16 protein-coding genes and 1 pseudogene are annotated in these 15,582 nt (G+C 68.1%); 5 read left to right on the top strand and 12 right to left on the bottom strand.

Going from position 1 to position 15,582, the window contains the following annotated elements; genetic code table 11:
• Positions 1 to 288: 288 nt before the first annotated feature.
• The 3 genes and pseudogenes from A3IG_RS0121095 to A3IG_RS0121090 form a co-directional block, all read right to left on the bottom strand.
• Positions 289 to 483, bottom strand: coding sequence for a DUF397 domain-containing protein (locus A3IG_RS0121095; protein WP_018385581.1), 195 nt, complete (start codon positions 481 to 483; stop codon positions 289 to 291).
• Positions 480 to 578: pseudogene (locus tag A3IG_RS35385) on the bottom strand (transcriptional regulator); the annotation flags it as partial. The pseudogene A3IG_RS35385 and the gene A3IG_RS0121095, both read right to left, overlap by 4 nt.
• Before the next feature lie 309 nt (positions 579 to 887).
• Positions 888 to 1,499: a TetR/AcrR family transcriptional regulator gene (locus A3IG_RS0121090; protein ID WP_018385580.1), complete on the bottom strand. Its 612-nt coding sequence runs from the start codon at positions 1,497 to 1,499 to the stop codon at positions 888 to 890.
• An 86-nt stretch (positions 1,500 to 1,585) separates the two neighbouring features.
• Between A3IG_RS0121090 and A3IG_RS0121085 the strand changes: the two genes are divergently transcribed.
• The 3 genes from A3IG_RS0121085 to A3IG_RS0121075 are packed head-to-tail and all read left to right on the top strand — an operon-like array spanning position 1,586 to position 3,062.
• Positions 1,586 to 2,011, top strand: coding sequence for a nuclear transport factor 2 family protein (locus A3IG_RS0121085; RefSeq protein ID WP_018385579.1), 426 nt, complete (start codon positions 1,586 to 1,588; stop codon positions 2,009 to 2,011).
• Positions 2,008 to 2,856: an NAD(P)H-binding protein gene (locus tag A3IG_RS0121080; protein ID WP_018385578.1), complete on the top strand. Its 849-nt coding sequence runs from the start codon at positions 2,008 to 2,010 to the stop codon at positions 2,854 to 2,856. Before A3IG_RS0121085 ends, A3IG_RS0121080 begins: the two co-directional genes overlap by 4 nt.
• Positions 2,844 to 3,062: a hypothetical protein gene (locus tag A3IG_RS0121075; RefSeq protein WP_018385577.1), complete on the top strand. Its 219-nt coding sequence runs from the start codon at positions 2,844 to 2,846 to the stop codon at positions 3,060 to 3,062. The genes A3IG_RS0121080 and A3IG_RS0121075 overlap by 13 nt, the downstream gene beginning before the upstream one ends.
• Before the next feature lie 24 nt (positions 3,063 to 3,086).
• Here the strand turns inward: A3IG_RS0121075 and A3IG_RS30705 are convergent, their stop codons facing one another.
• Both A3IG_RS30705 and A3IG_RS34360 read right to left on the bottom strand, forming a co-directional pair.
• Entirely contained in the window at positions 3,087 to 3,503 is a 417-nt protein-coding gene (locus A3IG_RS30705; protein WP_078500781.1) for a Tn3 family transposase, read from the bottom strand.
• Entirely contained in the window at positions 3,500 to 3,652 is a 153-nt protein-coding gene (locus A3IG_RS34360; RefSeq protein ID WP_157862238.1) for a hypothetical protein, read from the bottom strand. Before A3IG_RS34360 ends, A3IG_RS30705 begins: the two co-directional genes overlap by 4 nt.
• Positions 3,653 to 4,288: 636 nt before the next feature.
• Between A3IG_RS34360 and A3IG_RS0121065 the strand changes: the two genes are divergently transcribed.
• A complete protein-coding gene (locus A3IG_RS0121065; RefSeq protein WP_018385576.1) occupies positions 4,289 to 4,876 on the top strand; it encodes a Uma2 family endonuclease in 588 nt (195 codons plus the stop codon).
• A 207-nt stretch (positions 4,877 to 5,083) separates the two neighbouring features.
• Here the strand turns inward: A3IG_RS0121065 and A3IG_RS0121060 are convergent, their stop codons facing one another.
• Entirely contained in the window at positions 5,084 to 5,491 is a 408-nt protein-coding gene (locus A3IG_RS0121060) for a RidA family protein (RefSeq protein WP_018385575.1), read from the bottom strand.
• A 138-nt stretch (positions 5,492 to 5,629) separates the two neighbouring features.
• On the opposite strand from A3IG_RS0121060, the gene A3IG_RS0121055 reads away from it, so the two are divergent.
• Positions 5,630 to 6,010, top strand: a complete 381-nt coding sequence (locus A3IG_RS0121055; RefSeq protein ID WP_018385574.1) for a winged helix-turn-helix transcriptional regulator — start codon at positions 5,630 to 5,632, stop codon at positions 6,008 to 6,010.
• Positions 6,011 to 6,129: 119 nt separating this feature from the next.
• On the opposite strand, the gene tuf is transcribed toward A3IG_RS0121055, so the two are convergent.
• From tuf to A3IG_RS0121025, 6 genes are all read right to left on the bottom strand, one after another.
• Positions 6,130 to 7,323 carry an elongation factor Tu gene (gene tuf, locus A3IG_RS0121050; RefSeq protein ID WP_018385573.1) on the bottom strand — a complete coding sequence of 398 codons (1,194 nt, stop codon included), beginning with the start codon at positions 7,321 to 7,323 and terminating at the stop codon, positions 6,130 to 6,132.
• A gap of 205 nt (positions 7,324 to 7,528) precedes the next feature.
• Positions 7,529 to 9,637 carry an elongation factor G gene (gene fusA / locus A3IG_RS0121045; protein ID WP_018385572.1) on the bottom strand — a complete coding sequence of 703 codons (2,109 nt, stop codon included), beginning with the start codon at positions 9,635 to 9,637 and terminating at the stop codon, positions 7,529 to 7,531.
• A gap of 43 nt (positions 9,638 to 9,680) precedes the next feature.
• A complete protein-coding gene (gene rpsG, locus A3IG_RS0121040; RefSeq protein WP_018385571.1) occupies positions 9,681 to 10,151 on the bottom strand; it encodes a 30S ribosomal protein S7 in 471 nt (156 codons plus the stop codon).
• Between the two features lie 2 nt (positions 10,152 to 10,153).
• Positions 10,154 to 10,525 carry a 30S ribosomal protein S12 gene (gene rpsL, locus A3IG_RS0121035; protein ID WP_014144289.1) on the bottom strand — a complete coding sequence of 124 codons (372 nt, stop codon included), beginning with the start codon at positions 10,523 to 10,525 and terminating at the stop codon, positions 10,154 to 10,156.
• 299 nt (positions 10,526 to 10,824) lie between these two features.
• The gene (locus A3IG_RS0121030) at positions 10,825 to 11,307 is read right to left on the bottom strand and encodes a DUF1707 and DUF4190 domain-containing protein (protein WP_018385570.1); all 483 of its coding nucleotides are present in this window, start codon (positions 11,305 to 11,307) and stop codon (positions 10,825 to 10,827) included.
• A gap of 366 nt (positions 11,308 to 11,673) precedes the next feature.
• Positions 11,674 to 15,573: a DNA-directed RNA polymerase subunit beta' gene (locus A3IG_RS0121025; RefSeq protein ID WP_018385569.1), complete on the bottom strand. Its 3,900-nt coding sequence runs from the start codon at positions 15,571 to 15,573 to the stop codon at positions 11,674 to 11,676.
• Positions 15,574 to 15,582 lie beyond the last annotated feature (9 nt).

The raw sequence follows: 15,582 nt of genomic DNA, 5'->3' as shown, positions 1-15,582 counted from the left end.
GCCTTCTCCTTGCCCTTCTCGACCACGTCCTCAACCGGATCAGGAACGAAGTCACCCGCGTCGAAAGGACCCAACCCCAAGCCCACCCCAGCCCCCCGGGACCTCTGCGGCCAAACCACGTGACCAGCCGACTACCTTGCGTTCCCCGCCCGTCAACACCGTACTCATCCATCACTCGTCAGGGGCGTGGTCCGGACAGGAGGCGGTGCGGCCACAGCCGCCCGTGGGGCGTTGGCCGGGATGGGAAGTGGTGGCGCGTGGTCCTGTGAGCAACAGGCGCCACACCGGCTAGGTCAACGTCCCGACGTGGGTGACAAAGGAGGCCCAGGCCTCCGCAGTGAAGGTGAGCTGGGGGCCGTGGGGGTCCTTGGAGTCACGAACGTGGATGGTGTCGGGCGTGCGGGCCACTTCGACGCAGTCATTGCTGTTGCTGGCGCTGTAGGTGCTCTTGAACCAGTCCAGTTCGGATGGCTTGCAGGTCATGTTTCTCCCAGCAGATTGCCGATGAAGGCCAGCGACTCACACGGGGACAAGGCCTGAGCCCGGAGGATTCCGTGCCTGTGTTCTAGGATTTGAACCGACGTGGGGGTGGAAATCGGCCCTCGGGGAGTACCCGAACGGAAATCAGCGGTAGCCGCTGACGTAACCCACTCGTCACCGAGCGGGCTCGGTCTCCGCACGCGGACAGGGGACTTCACCGTTCTGAAGGGCGGCGAAGTCGGCGTGTGCTGCCTCGACGGCTGCGGGGTGCGTCTCACGCTTGGCGTGCTCGGCGAGTGCCCGGTAAACGCTGGCCACCGAGGGGTTCTGTCCCTTGCGCTTGCCGGTGTCTGGCAAAGGGTCGTTCGCGAGAGGCCCCGCCGATCAAGGACTCGCCCGATCCTCGATCACTCCTCGGCGGTCAGCGCTCGCAGTGGGCCGGAGGCCAGGACTCTGGTGACGAAGTTCGCCAACTGTGCCCGCATTCTTTCCCGCGGAATGCGCTCTTCTCCGGCCAGGTGCTCGACGAGGTCGGCTCGTGTGGCGGCGAGCAGGGCATGGGCGGTGAAGTCGCTGTCGGTCAGGCCGGGGATCTGCTCCAGTACGGCTCGGAGCAGGCTGTGCCACGGCTCGTAGTGCTCCGCCCGGTACGGGCTGCTGCTCCCGCCTTCCTCCAGGGCCAGCGCGAGGCGCCGATTGTCGAGTTTGAAGCACAGGACGGCGTCGAGCAGGGCGGGTACGCGATCGTGCGGTGGGGTCGCGGGTCCCAGGGGTGGTGGGCCGGTCTCGACCGCCTGCCTGATCGGTTCGAGCCGTGCCTCATACAGTGCGCGGAGCAGCCCGGCGCGATCGCCGAAGGCCCGGAAGAGCGTGCCCTTGCCGACGCCGGCCGCGGTCGCGACGTCGGCCATGGTGACGTCCTCGGCACTCTCACGGCGGGTGAAGAGGGCGTCGGCGGCCACGAGCACGGCCTCCCGGTTGCGGATGGCGTCCTTGCGAGACGACTGGCGTTCGGGCATGCCGCTCCTCCCTTTCGCAAAACGGACCTGCGGTCCGTATCATTGAAGCGGACCTAGGGTCCGGATTCTGTGACTGGAGGATACCCATGTCCGCACCGACCTCCCCGGCAGGTCTGTACCGCCACAGCCTGCGACTGCTGCTCGACAAGGACATTCCCGCGTGGGTCGCCCTGTGGGCCGAGGACGGCCTCATGGAGTTCCCCTTCGCCCCCGACGGCTGGCCCCGGCGTCTGGAGGGCAAGGAGGCCATCGCCGCCTACATGCGCCACTACCCCGAGCACATCGACCTGCACGACTTCCCCCACCTACGCATCCACCAGACCACCGATCCGGCGACCATCGTGGTCGAGATGCGCGGCGTCGGCCGCCTGGTGGAGAGCGACGCTCCCTTCGACATGACCTACATCGCCGTCGTGACCGTTCGAGACGGACACCTCATCTCCTACCGCGACTACTGGAACCCCCTCGCCGTCCAGGAACCCGGCACCGACTTCACCAGGAGCAGCCGATGACCACCGCCGGCACCACTTTGGTCATCGGCGCCACCGGCACCACCGGCAGCCGCACCGCGGCACAGCTGACGGCCGCGGGTCACCGCGTCAAAGCCGCCAGCCGCCGGGCCACCCCGGTCGCCGGCACCGAGCCGGTCCCCTTCGACTGGTACGACCCCGCCACCCACGCGGCCGCCCTCGACGGCGTCGACGGCGTCTACCTCATACCGCCCGTGGGTGACTCCGACCCCGCGACGATCATGCTGCCGTTCCTCCGTCAGGCCCGCACCGCCGGTGTGCACCGCGCGGTGCTGCTGAGCTCCTCGGCCATCCCTGAGGGCGGCCCGGCGGTGGGAACGGTGCACCAGGCCCTGCCCGGTCTGTTCGAACAGTGGGCGGTACTGCGGCCCTCGTGGTTCATGCAGAACTTCACCGGCGAGCACGCGCACGCCCGCAGCATCCGCGACGAGGGCATCATCCGGACCGCCACCGGAAGCGGCCGGGTCGGCTTCGTCGACGCCGAGGACATCGCGGCCGTCGCCGTCCGCGCTCTGACCGACGAGCAGGCCCCCAACACCGATCTCGTCCTCACCGGACCCGAGGCACTCGGCTACGACGACATCGCCGCGATCATCACCGAGGTCACCGGTCGGTCCGTGGTGCACCACCGTCTGTCCTACGAGCAGATGTGCGATCACCTCACGACGCAGGTCCCGGTGCGGTTCGCCGCAATGCTGGCCGGCATGGACCGTGCCATCGCCGGAGGGGCGGAGGACCGCATCACCGACGCCGTCCAGCGCCTCACCGGTCGGCCCCCGCGCGCCTTTCGGGCCCTCCTTGGGAGGGAGACGCGATGCAGCAGCTGATGTTCCAGGACGATCAGCAGTTCTGGTTCGAGACCCTGCGTAATCTCGGCCTGGTCGTCTACGACGGTTCGGACGTCGGCGGACAGGAACGCGGTTACCACGTCCTGACCTTCGACGGCCCCGGGCAGCCCACACCAGCGGGGGAGACGGCTCTGTGCGCGGCATCGGTGGGGCACTTGGGCCACCGACGCCTCGACTCACCGTGACGCACAAGGCAGTCCGGCCCGGAGTCATAAACGGTGACTCCGGGCGGGACCGCTTTCGGCTGCACGGGCTCGCGGCCATCCGCGCTCGTCGTCGTCCATCTCGTCGTCGCTGTGCGGGTCGCGCAGCTGCCGCGGTCCCGGAGCCGGCGGCCGGGTGAAGGCGTAGCGGCTCAGGAAGTTGATGTGGCCGTACTGGAGCGGAGAGAGGCGAGCAATCAGCTCATCGGTGATCGGGAAGCCGTCGGCAGCCAACTGCTTGACGGCGGTGTCGATGTAGGGGCTGTTGAACAGCACCACCGCGTTCAGAGCCATACCGAGCGCGCCGAGCTGGTCCTCCATGCCCTCGCGGTAGTGCTGGTGCGGTTCGCCGCGCTGCCCGAAGAAAATCTTCCGGTCGAGGCGGTGGCGTGCCTCGGTGACGTTGAGCTGAGCGCCGATCATCCGCCGGTATCCCTCGTCCGAGACGAACTGGAGCAGGTCAGGGTCTTGAAGATCCGCCCGTAATGGGCGAACGCGTCGCCCAGCCCCGTCGGCTTGCCGTCCCGGGAGGGCATGCGGATCAGGTCGTGGCCGCGGCTGCGCTGCTTCACGCGGCTGACGAATGGGACCTTGCGCTGCTTCCCTTCCCGACTCGCTGATCAGTGGTGACCCTTCTCCGGGGTGTCGGTGGGGTCTTCGAGCGGCTGGCCGGGGCGTTCAGGAGCTTCTCGATTCGGCCGGCGGTGCAGTGGTGACGCTCGACTTCGCGTGTCCAGCCGTGATTGGCGGCGTCGGTGGCGAGGGCGTTCTCGACCGACCTTGCGTCTTGCCCGTGGCCATGGGGCGTAGGCCGGAGTCGTGACGAACGTCGCGCAGGTCAGGTAGAGGTCGCACGCACGGGGCCCCTCGGCGGGGAGCCACAGGCAGTGCCCGAGTTCGAGTGCCGGGGCCGCAGGTGCCGAGGGCGCAGGTGCGCTGCCCGGCGGGGACAGGGCGGCCAGTGCCCCCGCTCCAGAACTGCGACTCTGGTGATCGGGCCTTCCGCGCCGCGGAACCGGGACGCTGCCGGGACTGCCGCGAAGGTACCCGGCGACGGTCCGGGGTTCCGGCTCCGTTCACCGCGGCGTGAGGGTGTGGGGGTTCCGGGGCCGGGTGCCAGGCGCGGGGGTGTGAGCCACCACCTCGTTAGCATGAAACGCAGGAACTTCGGCAACCAGCCGAGCCGCCGCCAGCGAGGAGCGAGCACCGTGACGATCGCTCCTGGCCGCCCACAGCACGACGCCTTCGTCTACCAGGCGATGCGGGACGTCACCGAGCGGATGCGGCACAGCGTCCCCGGCAAGCTCGAGGTCACCAGGGAAGGGATCGTGCACGACATGACGTTCCCGAAGGGACCGCACGAGCTGACGGCGGCGCGTATCAGTCGGCGGCTGGAGCGGGTGATGCCGGAAGGGCTGCTGGCGCACACCGGCACACCGGATGTGGAGGATGCCCGCGAAGGAGTGCTGCGCCATCCGGACATCATGGTGATCTCCGAGGCCGACATGGAGGTGGAGGGGTCCTTTGACCCTCGCACCCTGATCGCCGCCGTCGAGGTGGTCTCCTGCTCCAACCCGGACAACGACTGGGTGGGGAAGATGCGGGACTACCCGCTGCTCGGGGTCCCGCTGTACGTCGTCTTCGACCCCCGCACGGGTGAGGGCGCCGTGCTGTCCGACATCCATCCCACGCCGACCGGGCCCCGCTACGCGACCAGGAAGGACTTCGTGTACGGGGAGGACGTCACGATCGGCGAGTGGACGATCTCCACGGACGGTCTGCCGCGGTACCGGTAGCCCGGGCCGGGGCGCCCGGGGCCGGGGCTCGGGGCCGAGCGACGCCGCCTGCCGGGCCGGACCGTGAGCCGCAGGGGCTTCAGCGACCGCGTGACGCGGTCCCCAGGGGTCCGGCCGGCCAGCGGCGAGCGGGGCCGGCCGGTGTCAGGCCGACCACGCTCAGGGCCGGACCACTCACAGCCGGACCGCTCAGCGGAGGCCACCGGGTCAGTCGATGACCGCGGTGGCTTCCACCTCGACCAGGAGGTCGGGCCCGGCCAGGGCCGCGACGCCGATCCCCGTGAGCGGCGGGGCGGAGGTGATCCCCAGCTTCGCGGACGCCCGGGCGACCCCCTCGACGAAGAGGGGCATCTTGTCGGGGGTCCAGTCGACGAGGTAGACGGTGAGCTTCACCACGTTGTCGAACGAGGCACCAGCCTCGGCCAGGGCCGTGCCGACGTTGAGGTAGGCCTGCTCGACCTGAGCGGCGAGGTCGCCCACGCCGACCGTGTGGCCGTCGGCGCCCCAGGCGACCTGCCCGGCCATGAAGACCAGCTTCGAGCCGGTCGCAACCGACACCTGCCGGTAGAGGTCGATCTTGGGAAGTCCTTCGGGGTCCACCAGAGTGATGGCCATGGCTGGCTCTCCTTGTCATGTGAGCCTGTGGGCTCGCATCTGTCGAGAGATCCTTACGATCTCTTGCGGTTACAAGGTAACCATAGGAGAGTGTGTGCTGACGTGGAAGAACGCACTTATAAGTGACTGGGGAACCTCATGGTGACCACACAGCCCAAGGGCTCACCCGACGAAGCAGACCTGACGCGCGCCGACTCCCTGGCACGGGAGATCTTCTCGGACATCGCCAACAAGTGGGCACTGCTGATCATCGAGACGCTGGGGGAGCGCACCATGCGCTTCAGTGAACTGCGGAACGAGGTCGAGGGCATCAGCCACAAGATGCTCACCCAGAACCTACGCATGCTGGAGCGCAACGGACTGGTCGAGCGGCATGTGCACCCCACCGTGCCGCCGCGGGTCGACTACACCCTCACCCAGCCCGGCCAAGCCCTCCGGGCCACCGTGGACGGGATGTGCGACTGGACCCACCGGTACTTTGGCCACATCGAGGCGGCCCGCCACCGCTTCGGCACCTGACGGGCGAGGCGCTCCCCGGGGGCTCCCAGGTCCGGGGTGGGCTCGCGGGGCAGGGCATGCGAAAGGGGCCCGCACGACCGTGGTCGTGCGGGCCCCTTTGAGGCGCAGGATCCTCGGAACTACTTGAGGATCTTGGTGACCTGTCCGGCGCCCACCGTCCGGCCACCCTCACGGATGGCGAACTTCAGGCCCTCTTCCATGGCGACGGGCTGGATCAGCTCGACCGTCATGCCGGTGTTGTCGCCCGGCATGACCATCTCGGTGCCCTCGGGGAGGGTCACCACGCCGGTCACGTCCGTGGTACGGAAGTAGAACTGCGGACGGTAGTTGTTGAAGAACGGGGTGTGGCGACCACCCTCGTCCTTCGACAGGATGTAGGCCTGGGCCTCGAACGAGGTGTGCGGGGTGACCGAGCCCGGCTTGATGACGACCTGGCCGCGCTCGACGTCCTCGCGCTTGATGCCGCGGAGCAGCAGACCGACGTTCTCACCGGCCTGGCCCTCGTCGAGGAGCTTGCGGAACATCTCGATGCCGGTGACCGTGGTGGAGGTCTTCTCCGGCCGGATGCCCACGATGTCCACGGTCTCGTTGACCTTCAGGACACCGCGCTCGATGCGGCCGGTCACCACGGTGCCGCGACCGGTGATGGTGAAGACGTCCTCGATCGGCATCAGGAACGGCTTGTCGACGTCCCGCTCCGGGGTGGGGATGGCCTCGTCCACCTGGTGCATCAGGTCAACGAGCTTGGCACCCCACTCGGTGTCGCCCTCGAGGGCCTTGAGCGCCGAGACGCGGACCACGGGGATGTCGTCGCCCGGGTACTCGTACTCGGAGAGCAGCTCGCGGACCTCGAGCTCGACGAGCTCCAGGATCTCCTCGTCGTCCACCATGTCGGCCTTGTTCAGGGCCACCACGATGGACGGCACGCCGACCTGGCGGGCCAGGAGCACGTGCTCCTTGGTCTGCGGCATCGGGCCGTCGGTCGCGGCGACCACCAGGATGGCGCCGTCCATCTGCGCCGCACCGGTGATCATGTTCTTGATGTAGTCCGCGTGACCGGGGCAGTCGACGTGCGCGTAGTGACGCGACTCGGTCTGGTACTCGACGTGCGCGATGGAGATGGTGATACCGCGCTGCCGCTCCTCCGGCGCCTTGTCGATCTGGTCGAACGGCGTGAAGGGGTTCAGCTCCGGGTACGCGTCGTGCAGCACCTTGGTAATCGCCGCGGTGAGCGTGGTCTTACCGTGGTCGATGTGACCGATGGTGCCGATGTTGACGTGCGGCTTAGTCCGCTCGAACTTCGCCTTCGCCACTGGGGTCCTCCTGTGGACTGGTATCTGAGCGCCATACGCGGTACGGCTGCCAGTTGGGTCTACCGAACCGGCCAGGACCCCGAGGGGGATGCCCTTGACCGCTTCGCTTTGGGCCGGCTACCGGGGTCCCACCGCACACCACAGACGGTGTGCGGCGGTTTGTCCCGAGCCTAGTGCTTCAGCCTAGGTGCTGAGCAACGGAGTGTTACTCGCCCCTGGACTTCGCGATGATCTCCTCCGCGACGTTGCGCGGAACCTCGGCGTAGGAGTCGAACTGCATCGAGTAGCTGGCCCGACCCGAGGTCTTGCTGCGGAGGTCACCGACGTAACCGAACATCTCCGACAGCGGCACGAGGGCCTTGACCACCCGTGCGCCGCTGCGCTCGTCCATGGCCTGGATCTGGCCACGGCGCGAGTTCAGGTCACCGATGACGTCACCCATGTAATCCTCGGGCGTGGTCACCTCGACGGCCATCATCGGCTCGAGCAGAGCCGGGCTGGCCTTGCGGGCTGCCTCCTTGAACGCCATCGAACCGGCGATCTTGAAGGCGAGCTCGGAGGAGTCCACCTCGTGGTAGGCGCCGTCGAGCAGCGTGACCCGGACCCCGACCAGCGGGTACCCGGCGAGCACGCCGAACTCCATGGCCTCCTGGCACCCGGCGTCCACCGACGGGATGTACTCCCTGGGAACCCGGCCACCAGTGATTTTGTTCACGAACTCGTAGTTGCCGTCGCCGCCCTCGAGGGGCTCGATGGCGATCTGCACCTTCGCGAACTGACCGGAGCCACCGGTCTGCTTCTTGTGGGTGTAGTCAACCCGCTCGACGCCCTTGCGGATCGTCTCGCGGTAGGCCACCTGCGGCTTGCCGACGTTGGCCTCGACCTTGAACTCCCGCCGCATGCGGTCGACCAGGACGTCGAGGTGGAGTTCGCCCATCCCCTTGATGATGGTCTGCCCGGTCTCCTCGTCCGTGTGGACCTGGAACGACGGGTCCTCCTCGGCCAGGCGCTGGATGGCCACACCCAGCTTCTCCTGGTCGCCCTTGGACTTGGGCTCGATGGCCACCTCGATGACCGGAGCCGGGAAGTTCATGGACTCCAGGATGATCTGGTTCGACGCGTCACAGAGCGTCTCGCCGGTGGTGGTGTCCTTCAGGCCCATCACCGCGACGATGTCGCCCGCGCCCACACTGGCGATCTCCTCACGCTTGTTGGCGTGCATGCGGTAGATCTTGCCGATGCGCTCCTTGCGGCCCTTGACGGAGTTCAGCACCTGGGTGCCGGCCTCCAGGACGCCGGAGTAGACGCGCAGGTACGTGAGCTTGCCCAGGTGCGGGTCGCTCATGATCTTGAAGGCCAGCGCGGCGAACGGCTCGTCGGTGCTCGGCTTGCGGGTGAGCACCGTCTCCTCGTCGCCGACCTTGTGGCCCTCGACCGCCTCGATGTCCAGCGGCGACGGCAGGTACCGCACGACCGCGTCGAGCAGGGGCTGCACGCCCTTGTTCTTGAACGCGGTGCCACAGAAGACCGGGGTGAACGCACGGGCGATGGTGGCCCGACGGATCGCCGCGATGAGCTGCTCCTCGGTGGGCTCGGTGCCCTCCAGGTACAGCTCCATCATCTCCTCGTCGGACTCCGCCACGGTCTCCAGGAGCTTGTCGCGGTACTCCTGAGCGGCCTCGAGGTGGGTCTGCGGGATGTCAACGACCTCGTACATCTCGCCCTTGGCCGCCTCGGCGGGCCAGACCAGGCCCCTCATGGAGACCAGGTCCACCACGCCCTTGAAGTCCGCCTCGGCCCCGATGGGGAGCTGCATGACCAGCGGGGTGGCGTTCAGCCGGTCCACGATCATGTCCACGCAGCGGTGGAACTCCGCGCCGGTCCGGTCGAGCTTGTTGACGAAGCAGATCCGCGGCACACCGTAGCGGTCGGCCTGGCGCCACACCGTCTCGGACTGCGGCTCCACGCCGGCGACGCCGTCGAACACCGTGATGGCACCGTCGAGAACCCGAAGCGACCGCTCCACCTCGACGGTGAAGTCCACGTGACCCGGGGTGTCGATGATGTTGATGGTGTGGTCGACGTCCTCCAGGGACCAGTGGCAGGTGGTCGCGGCGGAGGTGATGGTGATGCCGCGCTCCTGCTCCTGCTCCATCCAGTCCATCGTGGCAGCGCCCTCGTGGACCTCACCGATCTTGTAGTTCACACCGGTGTAGAACAGGATGCGCTCGGTGGTGGTGGTCTTGCCCGCGTCGATGTGGGCCATGATCCCGATGTTGCGGACCCTGGCCAGGTCAAGTGAAGTGGTGGCCATGTGGCTCAGTCTTCTCTCGGTTCTCGTCGTTAGCGGGGGTCGACTACCAGCGGTAGTGCGCGAAGGCCTTGTTGGACTCCGCCATCTTGTGGGTGTCCTCGCGGCGCTTGACCGCGGCACCGAGGCCGTTGGAGGCGTCCAGCAGCTCGTTCATCAGACGCTCGGTCATGGTCTTCTCGCGGCGGGCGCGCGAGTAGCCCACGATCCAGCGCAGTGCGAGCGTGGTGGAGCGTCCGGGACGAACCTCGACCGGCACCTGGTAGGTGGCGCCACCCACACGGCGGGACTTGACCTCCAGGGTCGGCCGCACGTTCTCCAGGGCGCGCTTCAGGGTGATCACCGGGTCGTTGCCGGTCTTCTCCCGCAGGCCCTCCAGGGCGCCGTACACGATGCGCTCGGCGGTGGAGCGCTTGCCGTTCAGCAGGATCTTGTTGACCAGCGAGGTCACCAGAGGAGAGTTGTAGACCGGGTCAACGATGACCGGGCGCTTCGGGGCAGGACCCTTGCGAGGCATGCTTACTTCTCCTTCTTGGCGCCGTAGCGGCTGCGGGCCTGCTTGCGGTTCTTGACCCCCTGGGTGTCCAGCGAACCGCGGATGATCTTGTAGCGAACACCCGGCAGGTCCTTCACACGGCCACCACGCACGAGCACGATGGAGTGCTCCTGGAGGTTGTGGCCCTCGCCCGGGATGTAGGCGGTCACCTCGATCCCGCTGGTCAGGCGAACACGTGCGACCTTGCGAAGCGCCGAGTTCGGCTTCTTCGGCGTCGTGGTGTAGACACGCGTGCAGACGCCGCGCCGCTGCGGGGAGCCCTTCAGCGCGGGCGTCTTGTTCTTCTCGACCTTGTCCTGCCGGCCCTTCCGGACCAGCTGCTGGATCGTAGGCACCGCTTCTCCGTTTTCTGTGTGCCAGTGTGATGAAGCTAACCTGGAGGGCTCCGGCCACTGCCCGACCCACGCGGTCGGGTGTGTCGGATGCTCTGCATGGGCCCCTCGCCTCATCACAGCATCGTGATGAAGTCAGGACGTGCGGAAATCTCGGTGTCCCGTGCCGCCCACATCGCGGTGGCCGCGACGGCACGCACAGGAACCCGGGGGCACCCCAGGCACAAGGACAGAGCGTACCTACCGCATCGCCTCAGGTCAAAACAAGAGGGGGGTCCGTGCGACGGTGCTGACCAGCTCGTTCAGGCCGCTGTCGCGATCACCACCATCAGCCAGAAGACGATGCTGAGCCAGCCGAGCACCAGTCCTGCCGCGGCCAGCCCGTCGCCCTCCTCCCCACCGCCCCTGAGCTTGGACTTGGCCACGTGCCCGAGGACGACCGCGGGAACCGCGGTGATCCCGCCGAACGGGGCGATCAGGCCGCAGATCAGGGAACCGATCGCGTACGGGTTGGTGGGGCGGCGGGGCATGGGCGGAGGCGGCAGCATCACGGGGAACGGGGCCACGGGCCGGGGGTGGAAGACCATCGGGGCCGGAACCAGCGGAGCGGGCGGCAGGGGGCCCTGCGGCAGGTCCGCGACGAGCCGGCCCAGGTCGCCGTAGGTGTACGCCTGGTAGGCCCACTCCACCCGCTGCTCGTACTCCTGCTTGGTCAGTCGGCCCTCGGCGAACGCCGCCTTCAGCACGTCCACCGCTCTCTCCCGGTCCGCGTTCGAGGCGCGCATCCCGTCCATGCCGCCCGGGGCAGGTTGACCGGAATACCACGGCGGCTGGCCCCCACCCCGCCACGGCTGGTCTGGCTGTGTCGGTTGCATCGGCACCGTGTCCCTCCCCACACCTGAACCTGTGTCCATCATGAAGGACTTCCGCTCGCGTGGAAGGGTTGATGTGGCCAGCTCGGGATCTGCCGGGTCGTGACACGCGGACCCGCGGCCGACCACCGGCTGCCGCCCCCGCCCCCGCCTCCGCGTCCGTCTGTCTGTCTGTCTGTCTGCGAGCGAGGAAACCAGAGGGCGGCCCCTGCCCCTCCCCCTCCTCCTGGAGCTCCAGGGGAGGGCGAGGGGCAGGGGCCGCCCGCGGGATGGACCCGGTCAGCCGTTGTACGGCCCGTAGTCGTAGTCCTCCAGCGGCACCGCCTGGCCGGAGCCGGCGCCGAAGGGCGAGTAGTCGATGTCGTCGTAGCCCACCGCGGAGTACATCGCGGCCTTGGCCTCCTCGGTCGGCTCCACCCGGATGTTGCGGTAGCGGGGCAGACCCGTACCGGCCGGGATGAGCTTGCCGATGATGACGTTCTCCTTCAGGCCCAGCAGCGGGTCCGACTTGGCGTGGATGGCCGCGTCGGTGAGCACCCTGGTGGTCTCCTGGAAGGAGGCCGCCGACAGCCACGACTCGGTGGCGAGCGAGGCCTTGGTGATGCCCATGAGCTGGGGACGCCCGGAGGCCGGCTGACCGGACTCCTGGACCACCCGGCGGTTCTCCGCCTCGAACCGGGAACGTTCGACCAGCTCGCCGGGGAGCAGCTCGGCGTCGCCGGACTCGATGATCGTCACCCGGCGGAGCATCTGCCGGATGATGATCTCGATGTGCTTGTCGTGGATCGACACGCCCTGCGAGTTGTAGACCCTCTGCACCTCGCCGACCAGGTGGACCTGGACGGCGCGCTGGCCGAGGATGCGGAGCACGTCGTGCGGGTTCTCCGTGCCGACGGTCAGCTTCTGGCCGACCTCGACGCGGTCGCCCTCGCCGACCAGGAGCCGGGCGCGCTTGCTCACGCCGTAGGCGATCTCGTCGGAGCCGTCGTCCGGGGTGATGACGAGCTTCCGGGTCTTCTCGGTCTCCTCGACCCGGACGCGTCCCGCCGCCTCGCTGATCGGGGCCACACCCTTGGGGGTGCGGGCCTCGAAGAGCTCCACCACACGGGGCAGACCCTGGGTGATGTCGTCACCGGCCACACCACCGGTGTGGAAGGTGCGCATGGTGAGCTGGGTTCCGGGCTCACCGATGGACTGGGCGGCGATGATGCCCACGGCCTCACCGATGTCCACCAGCTTGCCGGTGGCCAGGGAGCGGCCGTAGCACATGGCGCAGGTGCCGACGGCGGACTCGCAGGTGAGCACGGAGCGGGTCTTCACCTGGGAGACGCCGTGGCGGATGAGCTCGTCGATGAGCACGTCCCCGAGGTCCACGTTGGCCGGGGCGATCACCTTGCCGTCGACCACCACGTCCTCGGCGAGGCAGCGCGCGTACACGCTGGTCTCGACGTTGTCCGCCTTGCGGAGCCCACCGGTGGGACCGGTCACCGCGATGTCCAGCTTCAGGCCGCGGTCGGTGCCGCAGTCCTCCTCGCGGATGATCACGTCCTGGGAGACGTCCACCAGGCGACGGGTCAGGTAGCCCGAGTCCGCGGTGCGCAGCGCGGTGTCCGCCAGGCCCTTTCGGGCGCCGTGGGTGGAGATGAAGTACTCCAGCACGGTGAGGCCCTCGCGGAACGACGCCTTGATCGGCCGCGGGATGGTCTCGTTCTTGGCGTTCGACACCAGACCGCGCATGCCCGCGATCTGCCGCATCTGCATCATGTTTCCGCGAGCACCCGAGTCGACCATCATGAAGATCGGGTTGGTCTTCGGGAAGTTCTCGTTCATCACCTCGGCGACCTCGTTGGTCGCCTTGGTCCAGATCGCGATGAGCTCCTGCTGGCGCTCGTCGCGGGTGATCAGACCGCGCTCGTACTGCTTCTGGACCTTCTCGTCCAGCGCTTCGTACTGCTGGAGGATCTGCGCCTTGGCCTCGGGCACCACCACGTCGGAGATGGCGATGGTGACCCCGGAGCGGGTGGCCCAGTGGAAGCCGGCCGCCTTGAGGTTGTCCAGGGTGGCCGCGACCACGATCTTCGGGTAGCGCTCCGCCAGGTCGTTGACGATCTCCGAGAGCTGCCTCTTGCCGACGGAGTAGTCGACGAACGGGTAGTCGTCCGGGAGCAGCTCGTTGAACAGCGCCCGGCCCAGCGAGGTGACCAGCCGGAACGGGTCACCGGGCTGCCAGTCGGTGGTGTTGTCCGGGCCGCTCGGCGGGGTCCAGTTCCGCGGCGGGACGGTGCCCGGGGCGAGACGCAGTTCGATCTTGGCCTGGAGGTCGAGCTCCCGGGCGTCGAAGGCCATGATGGCCTCGGCGACCGAGGAGAACGAACGCCCGGTCCCGACCAGCTCCTCGTCGGCGCGCTCGGAGGTGAGGAAGAACAGACCGAGCACCATGTCCTGGGTGGGCATGGTCACCGGCCGGCCGTCGGCCGGCTTGAGGATGTTGTTCGAGGACAGCATCAGGATGCGGGCCTCGGCCTGCGCCTCCGCGGACAGCGGCAGGTGCACGGCCATCTGGTCGCCGTCGAAGTCCGCGTTGAAGGCGGTGCACACCAGCGGGTGGATCTGGATGGCCTTGCCCTCGACGAGCTGGGGCTCGAACGCCTGGATGCCGAGGCGGTGCAGCGTCGGCGCGCGGTTCAGCAGCACCGGGTGCTCGGCGATGACCTCTTCCAGCACGTCCCACACCACGGGGCGGGCGCGCTCGACCATCCGCTTGGCGGACTTGATGTTCTGCGCGTGGTTCAGGTCCACCAGGCGCTTCATCACGAACGGCTTGAACAGTTCCAGCGCCATGGCCTTGGGCAGGCCGCACTGGTGCAGCTTGAGCTGCGGGCCGACCACGATGACCGAGCGGGCGGAGTAGTCCACGCGCTTGCCCAGCAGGTTCTGCCGGAACCGGCCCTGCTTGCCCTTGAGCATGTCGCTGAGCGACTTCAGCGGGCGGTTGCCGGGCCCGGTGACCGGGCGACCGCGGCGGCCGTTGTCGAACAGCGCGTCCACGGCCTCCTGGAGCATCCGCTTCTCGTTGTTCACGATGATCTCGGGGGCGCCGAGGTCCAGCAGACGCTTGAGCCGGTTGTTGCGGTTGATGACCCTGCGGTACAGGTCGTTCAGGTCGGAGGTGGCGAACCGGCCACCGTCGAGCTGCACCATCGGGCGCAGGTCCGGCGGGATCACCGGGACGCAGTCCAGCACCATGCCGTTGGGGCTGTTGCGGGTCTGGAGGAACGCGGAGACCACCTTGAGCCGCTTCAGGGCGCGGGTCTTCTTCTGGCCCTTGCCGGTGCGGATGATCTCCCGGAGCCGCTCGGCCTCCTCCTCCAGGTCGAACGACTCCAGGCGCTTCTGGAGTGCGGCGGCGCCCATGCCGCCGGAGAAGTAGGTGCCGAAGCGGTCCCGCAGTTCGCGGTAGAGCAGTTCGTCGCCCTCGAGGTCCTGGACCTTCAGGCTCTTGAAACGGGTCCAGACCTCGTCCAGCCGGTCGATCTCGCGCTGGGCACGGTCCCGGAGCTGCTTCATCTCGCGCTCGGCGCCCTCGCGCACCTTGCGGCGCACGTCGGCCTTGGCGCCCTCGGCCTCCAGCTCGGCGAGGTCGGCCTCGAGCTTCTTCTGCCGGCCCTCGACGTCCACGTCACGACGCTGCTCGATCTGCTGGCGCTCCACGGAGACCTGGGCCTCCAGGGAGGGCAGGTCGCGGGCGCGGCGCTCGTCGTCCACCCAGGTGATCATGTAGGCGGCGAAGTAGATGACCTTTTCCAGGTCCTTCGGCGCCAGGTCCAGGAGGTAGCCGAGGCGGGAGGGGACGCCCTTGAAGTACCAGATGTGGGTGACCGGTGCGGCCAGCTCGATGTGGCCCATGCGCTCGCGGCGCACCTTGGCCCGGGTCACCTCGACGCCGCAGCGTTCACAGATGATGCCCTTGAAGCGGACGCGCTTGTACTTGCCGCAGTAGCACTCCCAGTCCCGGGTGGGGCCGAAGATCTTCTCGCAGAAGAGCCCGTCCTTTTCCGGCTTCAGGGTGCGGTAGTTGATGGTCTCGGGCTTCTTGACCTCGCCGTGCGACCACTGACGGATGTCGTCCGCGGTAGCGAGGCCGATCCGCAGCTCGTCGAAGAAGTTGACGTCGAGCACTTGTCGTCA

Origin of the sequence: Wenjunlia vitaminophila DSM 41686 (assembly GCF_000380165.1) — a bacterium.
GTDB classification, from domain to species: Bacteria; Actinomycetota; Actinomycetes; order Streptomycetales; family Streptomycetaceae; genus Wenjunlia; species Wenjunlia vitaminophila.
The sequence above is the reverse complement of the archived record's forward strand: the minus strand, read 5'-3'. Positions and strand labels throughout refer to the sequence as shown.

What these genes read in the sequence shown, in the direction of transcription:
- fusA (WP_018385572.1), bottom strand. Translation starts at nt 9,637, where the DNA reads ATGGCCACCACTTCACTTGACCTGGCCAGGGTCCGCAACATCGGGATC.
- A3IG_RS0121055 (WP_018385574.1), top strand. Translation starts at nt 5,630, where the DNA reads ATGGTGACCACACAGCCCAAGGGCTCACCCGACGAAGCAGACCTGACG.
- A3IG_RS0121095 (WP_018385581.1), bottom strand. Translation starts at nt 483, where the DNA reads ATGACCTGCAAGCCATCCGAACTGGACTGGTTCAAGAGCACCTACAGC.
- rpsG (WP_018385571.1), bottom strand. Translation starts at nt 10,151, where the DNA reads ATGCCTCGCAAGGGTCCTGCCCCGAAGCGCCCGGTCATCGTTGACCCG.
- A3IG_RS0121075 (WP_018385577.1), top strand. Translation starts at nt 2,844, where the DNA reads ATGCAGCAGCTGATGTTCCAGGACGATCAGCAGTTCTGGTTCGAGACC.
- A3IG_RS0121030 (WP_018385570.1), bottom strand. Translation starts at nt 11,307, where the DNA reads ATGCGCGCCTCGAACGCGGACCGGGAGAGAGCGGTGGACGTGCTGAAG.
- A3IG_RS0121090 (WP_018385580.1), bottom strand. Translation starts at nt 1,499, where the DNA reads ATGCCCGAACGCCAGTCGTCTCGCAAGGACGCCATCCGCAACCGGGAG.
- A3IG_RS0121060 (WP_018385575.1), bottom strand. Translation starts at nt 5,491, where the DNA reads ATGGCCATCACTCTGGTGGACCCCGAAGGACTTCCCAAGATCGACCTC.
- A3IG_RS0121080 (WP_018385578.1), top strand. Translation starts at nt 2,008, where the DNA reads ATGACCACCGCCGGCACCACTTTGGTCATCGGCGCCACCGGCACCACC.
- A3IG_RS0121085 (WP_018385579.1), top strand. Translation starts at nt 1,586, where the DNA reads ATGTCCGCACCGACCTCCCCGGCAGGTCTGTACCGCCACAGCCTGCGA.
- A3IG_RS30705 (WP_078500781.1), bottom strand. Translation starts at nt 3,503, where the DNA reads ATGATCGGCGCTCAGCTCAACGTCACCGAGGCACGCCACCGCCTCGAC.